Annotated in this window: 8 protein-coding genes and 1 pseudogene; 1 reads left to right on the top strand and 8 read right to left on the bottom strand. The window is 48.8% G+C overall.

From position 1 onward, the window contains the following. Positions 1–417 (top strand): hypothetical protein (locus tag Q0140_RS09715; protein ID WP_297964117.1); only part of this gene is annotated, 417 nt, incomplete at its 5' end. 376 nt (positions 418–793) lie between these two features. Here Q0140_RS09715 and Q0140_RS09710 read toward each other — a convergent pair. From Q0140_RS09710 to Q0140_RS09675, 8 genes and pseudogenes are all read right to left on the bottom strand, one after another. Then, positions 794–943 (bottom strand): hypothetical protein, encoded by a 150-nt coding sequence (locus Q0140_RS09710; RefSeq protein ID WP_156187200.1) that lies wholly within the window; start codon positions 941–943, stop codon positions 794–796. 110 nt (positions 944–1,053) lie between these two features. Continuing rightward, a complete protein-coding gene (locus Q0140_RS09705) occupies positions 1,054–3,204 on the bottom strand; it encodes an autotransporter outer membrane beta-barrel domain-containing protein (protein ID WP_297964115.1) in 2,151 nt (716 codons plus the stop codon). 499 nt (positions 3,205–3,703) lie between these two features. Next, positions 3,704–4,063, bottom strand: a pseudogene (locus Q0140_RS09700) (sulfatase-like hydrolase/transferase); the annotation flags it as partial. Positions 4,064–4,079: 16 nt separating this feature from the next. Next, on the bottom strand, positions 4,080–4,316 hold the full coding sequence (locus tag Q0140_RS09695) for a hypothetical protein (protein ID WP_297945387.1): 237 nt from the start codon (positions 4,314–4,316) through the stop codon (positions 4,080–4,082). A 1-nt stretch (position 4,317) separates the two neighbouring features. Next, entirely contained in the window at positions 4,318–5,154 is an 837-nt protein-coding gene (locus tag Q0140_RS09690) for a sulfatase-like hydrolase/transferase (RefSeq protein ID WP_297945390.1), read from the bottom strand. Beyond that, positions 5,105–5,449, bottom strand: coding sequence for a hypothetical protein (locus Q0140_RS09685; protein WP_291936246.1), 345 nt, complete (start codon positions 5,447–5,449; stop codon positions 5,105–5,107). The genes Q0140_RS09690 and Q0140_RS09685 overlap by 50 nt, the downstream gene beginning before the upstream one ends. 680 nt (positions 5,450–6,129) lie before the next feature. Then, positions 6,130–6,582 (bottom strand): hypothetical protein, encoded by a 453-nt coding sequence (locus Q0140_RS09680; protein ID WP_297964113.1) that lies wholly within the window; start codon positions 6,580–6,582, stop codon positions 6,130–6,132. Further along, on the bottom strand, positions 6,583–7,296 hold the full coding sequence (locus Q0140_RS09675) for a DUF4230 domain-containing protein (RefSeq protein WP_297964111.1): 714 nt from the start codon (positions 7,294–7,296) through the stop codon (positions 6,583–6,585). Positions 7,297–7,578: the final 282 nt, after the last annotated feature.

Genomic DNA, 7,578 nt, shown 5'->3' with positions numbered 1-7,578 from the left:
ATCACGGGCCCGCAGGTTTTTATAATCTTCAAATACGCTTACAGCATTGCGCTTGCGGCGCTACTATATTTTTCAGCCATTTATATACTCAGAAGATGTGATTGTAATAGGCTGCAAATATACGTGCCGTATTTGATTTTTGCGGTTACGCTCTCTTGGATAATTATAAATTTTAAGTTGCGCGCCGCTACCGGATACAAGTTTTTTGCCGTATACGCCGCACTGCTAATCGTTGATGTCGCCGCAGACATCATCTACGGCATGCTGCAAGTACTCGCGCCGCCCCTCATCACCCCAAGCGTCGTAAAATACATGGCGCTAGCGAATTTGTTATTCGAGCCCTTGGCGCCTGCGGTGCTGCTCCTTGCCTGGCCTAGTATGAAAAGCTCCGCGAGCTCGCAGGATCTGTGGCATTAGGCGCGCAGGGCGACGATTTTACGCGAGAGGTTTAAATTTGAATCGCCGCATTGCGATTGTTTTTCGATCGCCTAAGCGGTACAATTTCGCACATTTTAAAATTTACGGTGCGACGAAATAAGCGCGGAATTTCATCTTGCAAAGGCGGAGTTTGGAATTTTAAATCCTCGTTGCGCGCCGCTCAGCCCGAGCGTATCGGCGACGGCGTTTGCAAACGCGGCGTAGCAGGGACCTAGCAAGCGTCTGCGCCAAAGACGCTCGCTTTTTTTTGACGCCGTTTTGTAAATTGTAGCGAAAAATGCGCCGCGAAAGGTTTGCAAACTTTGCTACGACGCGACTATTGAGATTTACATCGCGACGTTACGATGCCTTGAGTTTAAAATATCTTCATCGCGCATAATGAAAGCGGGCGTTTCAAATTCAATGCATACGCCTTTTGCAGGCATATCGGCTCGTATCCAAACGAAATTTTATCCGTCGTTTGCGCTCCCGAGACGATGCGCTCGGCAAGCCCAATCTTTTTCAATAGTATGCAGCTAAAAAATTTGATTTTATACCTAAATTTAAAAGCTTCGATTTCAATTTCAATCCCGCCCTTTGATTGCACCGACGCAGGCTAAAGCATACTTTAGCCGCTTAAAATTTATAAACGAAGCGCAATCCCGCGTTGATCCCTTCTTTCTTGCCGCTTAAACCCTCTAGTTTCAAGGAAGTATCCAGCTTGCCGCTCGAATACTTCGCGCCGATCTCGCCGATAGCGGTATTGCCCTTGACGCTCGCGGCATCAATATCCATAGCGTAGGTACTATTATAGCCGCCGATCTTGCCTTTAAATTCTCGCTCGAAAGCGGCTCCCGCGAAAAGCTCCACGTTATCGCTTACGTCGAAATTAAATCGAGCGCCTGCCCTGCTTCTTACAGAATCGATACCCTCCAGCTTGATGCCCTCGCCCAAGACCTCCGTTTTCTTAGAATCGATATACGTATAAAAGCCCTTGACATAAACGTCCGCATTGAGATTAGCGCTCAGCTCGAAAATCTTGCCGAGGGCTAAATTTGCCCCGTAGTAGGTTCTCGTTACGTCGTATTCGGCCCTTCCCGAGGCCAGAGAAGCCTCGTAGTCCGATTTGATGCGACCGATTTTGGCTCCCGATTTGGCATAGAAATTTTCTGCCAAGTCGAATTCGCTCACAATGCCCGCCCCCGCGTATTTGAGATCGCCGCTGCCTTTGACGGCGAAATCATTGAAGCTCTCATATTTACCGCCGCCCGTTTCTACGTATCCTCCCAGGCTCGCGCCGTCCCCAATACGGCCCATCGCTCCTGCGAGCACGGAGATACCTTTGTTTTCTACATAGGAGCCGGAATTGTAGCGCATATTAAAACCTCCCGCATACGCAAACGTTCCGTCTGCGGTATCCGTTATTCCCGAAAGGATATCGTCGCTTTGATTTATCGCGCCTAGCACCGCGGCGCCGGTTTCCAGCGTATTTTTATTTTGCGCCATTAGCTTCGCTCCGACTCGATCAGAATTCGGCAGAGGCTGCGGATCGGGATTTATCGTGATTTTGGTTACGTCGGCGATCAGGTCTTTATCGTCGTTAGCGCTACGCAAGGCGAATGTATAGGCAGTCGAAAGCCCGCTTTGAACTAACTGTTCGGAGCGGTTAGCCATATCGCCGAATTTTATCCCGCTTGCGGTTTTTATGAGATTTACATGATCGCCCGATTTGAGCTTATCCGCTCCGTTTGCTATACCCACGCCGATAGTCGCTTTGCTTATATCGGTTAGCTCGCCGCTTACTAAATTTAAAATCGTCTCGTCGTTTGCGGTATCCGCGGCTAGATAGAAATTGAGTTTTTCAAAGCCCGCGATCGATTTAAACGTATCGTTTTTGCCGTAGACGTTGAAAGTGTTACCGCTTAATTTTTGGTTTTCCCGACCGAATGCGACGCAGAGATCCAATCGGCTCCAATCTTTATCGCGGACATATACGTTAAGCACGTTATCTCTCGCTTCCGCACCGTCGTGCGCCCACATTATATTTGCAACGTCTATCCTACCGCGAAGATCGTCCGCATCTTTGAGATTTACGACGTTGTTCGTAAGCTTACTATTTCCCCATGCAAATGCGGCCCGCATAGCGCTCAACGAATCGCCGATCGTGCCGCCGTTGATATTTAAAACGTTACCATCGGCGGTACCGCTATTGCCGAGATACGCAGCGGTAAAGGTAGTCGTTAAACGTTCGCCTTTGGTACCGTTGATATTAAGCGTATTTTCATTCGCCGCACCCCCATTGATATCTACAACCGAAAGACCGTGATAAATCATAGTGCCGTTTAAATTTAAGACATTTTTCGTAGCCGTAGCTCTACCGTTTGATTCAACGAGATGCGTTTTCCTGAGCTCACCGCCGTTTAGATTCAGCGTATTTTCGCTAAATACGGTACCGTCCTGCTGCGAGGAAGCTACGTTTATACTATTGAGCGTACCGCCGTTCATCGTCAAAGCATTGCCCTTAAGCGTCTGATCGGCTGCCGTGGCGCTATTTACGATGATATTATTCAACGGGGAATTATCGCTCGGTTGGCTATCGAGCGTAATTATCTGCGCGACGGTCGGATTTTTTACCGTTAGGGTTCCGTCGTCGACGTCTTTTTCATATACGTCGTAATTATTTAAATCCGTGGTTTTATCGATCGTAAGCGGATTCGCAACGGGTATCGCGTAAAGTTGACCGGCGAGCGCCAAAGATAAACTCGCGCCGATAGTTTTACTGTGCATTTTGAACTCCTCCATAAATGCGAGATGAAATAGCGGCAAGCGAACTCAATTTAGCGACGCTTTTGCACGCTAAAATTTGAAATGTATTATACTCCTATCAATATTAGAGAATTATTAACTATTAAATTTTTAAAGTAGCATTAAAAAATATTCGTTTTGCGGCGTAAATTTAAAGCACAAACGTAATAAATTTCGCTCAATTTACATTGTGAAATCGCAAAAATCGCCCATCCTCAAGAAACGAATTTAGCATCACGCCGGCGCATAAATTTGCAGCGCAACGGTAACGCCGAATTGATGCTGCGGGCTCGTAGCAAATGCTCCGCGATATTGGTAAATTTCCGAGCGCGATTGCGTTAGACGGTCGCTTCGCGCCGAAAATACGGGCGTTAAATTTGACGCTCGCGGCAAAATCAAGTGCAGCTTCGAGCCGGCCCGATCGTAGACGGCATCGGAAGCAATACGGCGCGTAAAGCCTTAAATTTCGGCGCGGAGCCGTTTACCGCCCGTATCCTCCCCTACCTTTTAAATTTTCGTCGTAATCCACCCCGTTCGTCATTCGCCTGCGCGAAGCGTCAAATTCATCGCGCAGCGGGCTTTTGCGCACGTTAAACTGCAGCGGCTCTATGCCTAAAATATCGGCGAGCACGTGAGCCAGATCGTCGCTCATAAAAGGCTCGTCCTTCGCCGCGCCTATGCGCCGCCAAAGCTCCGCATGATCGGCGATAAAGCTTTTTGAAGCGATGAAAAGCAGCGGAATTTCGTAGGTGAATCGGGTATTGATGTTGTGCCCGATGAGGCCGTTTTGCTCATAGATATTCTCTCCGTGATCGCTGAGATAGACGATGAGGCTGTCCTCATCCGATGAATTGCATTCACCACGTAGTCGTTATACAGCACGCTGTTATCGCAGCACGCGAGGGTGACCTTTTGCTTTTGCGTAAACGGTAAGGCGATATCGTCGCTTTTAAATTATCAAATTCCTCGGGATAGCGTTTTTTATAGTCCATATGATTTCCCATGAGATGCACGACGTAGAAATTTCGCTCGCGCTGCGATTTTTTCGCCTCTTTGATGATCGGCAGCAGCGCGCCGTCGTGCGCGACTCGCATGCTATCGAGCTGATCGCTTGTGGAAAGAAAGATGCTTTTTTTCGGCGCGATCGGCGGCACTTTTTGCGCTAAGGGCAAATTTGCCGAAGGCTTCTTGATTGCTGATCCACATCGTGCGAAAGCCGCTCAGCGCGAACATATCGATAATGCTAAGGCTCTCAAACCACGGCCTTTCGCGCTCGCTTTCGTAGTCGCTGAAATTAAGTATCCGCATCAGCGCGGGATTGGTCGCGCCGTAGCACGAAACAGTATCGCTAAATTTAATAAGCAGCCCCCGCCGCTGCAGATCGTTTAGCAAAGGCGTCGTATCTTTGCCGTATCCGTAAAGCGACATATGGCCGCGCTGCAGGCTCTCGTCGATAATCAGCACGACGTTTTTAATCTGCGTTGCGTTAAAATCAAGCGCGGAATTCGCCCGCTTCGCCTCGTCGTAGCCACGCTCGATGCTTTGCAGATCGGCAAGGAAATTTGCATCGCCGAGATAATCTTTTACGACGAACGCGAACTCAAGCGGAGCGTATGTGCCGAGCGTCGCGCGATAACGCTCGCCACCGCTTGCGATTTTGGTCGCCGTAAAAATGCAAAAAATGACCACACAAATCGGATAGATCACGCTAAATGCGGCTCGCAGCCTCGCGCTGCACGAGCTTTTTTTAAACTTCAGCGCGACAAACGTCGCGGTCGCGAATGCGAGCAAAGAGCAGATCACGCCCGCGCTGAGAAATTGCGCGGCGAATTCCTTACTTTCGTTCGCGTCGGTGTGGATTATCGCATCGAGCGCGACGACGTTAAAAGCGGAGTCGAAAAAAAACGACCAAAAAGAGCGAGATAGCCGCACAAAGCGTATTGATCGCTAGCACAAACAGAGCGGCAAGCCCGAAAAATCTTCTAAAAACGACGAAGCAGAGATGAAAGATGAGCAAATTTATGATCAAAATGCAGCAAAAATCCTCAAAGATCCGCGAAAATATGCGATCTTCCACGCCGTAAAAGTAATACGCCCGCGCCGCGCAAACGATCAAATTAAGCGCGACGACGAGCCAAAATACACCCACCGCGCCGCATAGGCCGAAATAAAATTTCGGCGCGGGCGCAAGCAGAGCCCTCGCTTTATCAAGTAGTAGTTGAACCATTTTTGCTCTTTATTTTTAAATTTACATCTGCCGCATCGCCGGAACCGCTGCGGCGCAGTCTCGCATCCACAAATTGTGCCGCGCTTCAAGTCGGCTCACGCCAACGCAATGAAAACAGGCGGTAAATTTTACGCTTACAAATTGTGCCGCGCCGAAATCTCTACCGCGAAATTGAGCGCGTCTGTTTTTGCGCCGCGATCGGCGAATTTTTGCGCGACACGATGCCGCAAGGCAAATTTTACCTGCCGAAATTTGAATGCGGCGAAATTGATGCGACATTTTCTGTTGCGAAATTTGCCGCACGGCGCGCTTCCTAAACGGCAAAATTCCGTGCCGTGCCGCGTATCAAAAATACGACGCGATTGAGCGCATAAATTTAAATCCGCAAGACGCCGCACCAAAAACAACTGCCGCGCGCAAATCCCACGCACAAACGCACGCTCGCGCAGAATTTACGCGCAAAATGCAAGCCCGCTTTTTGCATCAAATTTATGCAGCGGGTATTTGCCCGAAATTTCGCAGCAGCCCAGAGCGTGCAAATTTCACGCCGAGCAAACGTGCATGTACGAGGCGCTAACGTATCGAAATTTCGCAGCGAATGCGTGAAATTTCTCGGCGCGAGCGCATCACCAAATTTCATCACCAAATTTCATCACCAAATTTTCGCCGGCCGAATTACCTTACTCGTAGCCGAAAATTTTAATCCCCGTATCGCTCTGCTCGTAGCGCAGTGCTGGGATTTTTTGCAGTAGATCTTTTAGCTTCGCTAGATCGTTTTTTCGCCCGCCGTCAAAGGCGTGCGGCACCCACACCCACGCGATCTCGTCGTATACAAACGAGCCTACCGTAAAACTAGCTCGCTTTGAGCCCGCCTCCCATTTGGAGGAGTTTTTGATAGCATAGAAGTTTGGATAGAGGATTTTTTTGATGATGAAGCATTTGCAAAATTTAAAATCCGCAAAAAACTCCGCCCACGTCGCATCCTCGGTAAAATAGCCCTTTGCGCGCAGACGCTTTTTCTCTTTGCGCAGCCTGATCGGCTCATAAAACCTCCGCCAAGCCTTCGCGCAAGCATCCATAAACGCGAGCATGCGGGCAAAATAAATTTTAAAAAGCGCCTTAAAAAGCTCCATCTACTTCTCGATTTGCGATTTTAGCGACTTATCGATTGCGATCTCGTTTGAGTTTATGTCGATGCTCTGAAGCGCTTTGTCCTGGAAGATAAATCCGACCTCCTTCGCGCCGAAGCTCTTGGCGATCGCCTCCAGTGTATCGGTCGCGGATTTGTGGATCTTGCCGCCAAGATCGTTGATGATTTTTAGCGAGAGCTGCTTGACCTCGTCCTTGGCGTCGTCGATCAGGCGGTTTTTATCGCTCTCGTCAAAGCTCGCGCCGAATAGCCCGTTTAGCGAATCGGGCAGCAGAAACGGCAATAGCTTGGCGTTTTTCTCGTCGTAAATTTTCATATCTTTGATCGAGTATTTGTATTTGCACGGCGGCATCTTGATCTCGTAGCGATCCTCGCCCTGCGGCAGTATCGCAAAGTCGGGGCTTAGCAGGTCGTAAACGAACTCGATCTCAAACTCGAAGATAATGGCGATCTGCTTTTTCGTCATCAGTGGCGAGACGAGCGAGCCCAGCAGCCCGCTGCCTACGTTTTGCTTGCGCGTGACGATCTCTTTGGAGTAAATTTTAAAAACGCTCAGCTCGCCGATGCTTTTAAGCCGCGTGATGTCGGTGGCGATCTGCGGCTTGCCAGCCTGCTCGCCGCTTTTGCGCATCTTAAAAAACATAAAAACCAAGATGCAAAATATCACTAAATTTAGAAGAAAAGCAAAATTTTCCAAATTTCATCCTTTAAAATTTTATCGGTATTTTAGCAAAATACAGCGCCGATTTGTAGTGCAATTGAAATTTTACGATTTTTGCGGCAAGAAATTTTAAAATCAAAACTTGCGGCGAAGCCGCAAAATAAAAATGCTCGGACGCAGTCCGCACCACCGCTAGCGTCGTAGGGGGATGGGTGGGGTTTGGGGCGGGAAGGGGAGCGACCTCGCAATTCAAGCCCCCTTCCCGCCCCAAGATTACGATATCACGAACAAAAATTTAAATGGAATTTTACAAATAAA

It is taken from the genome of uncultured Campylobacter sp. (assembly GCF_938045405.1).
Lineage (GTDB): Bacteria > Campylobacterota > Campylobacteria > Campylobacterales > Campylobacteraceae > Campylobacter_B.
Note: the sequence above shows the minus strand (reverse complement) of the source record. Positions and strands in the feature narration are given on the sequence as shown.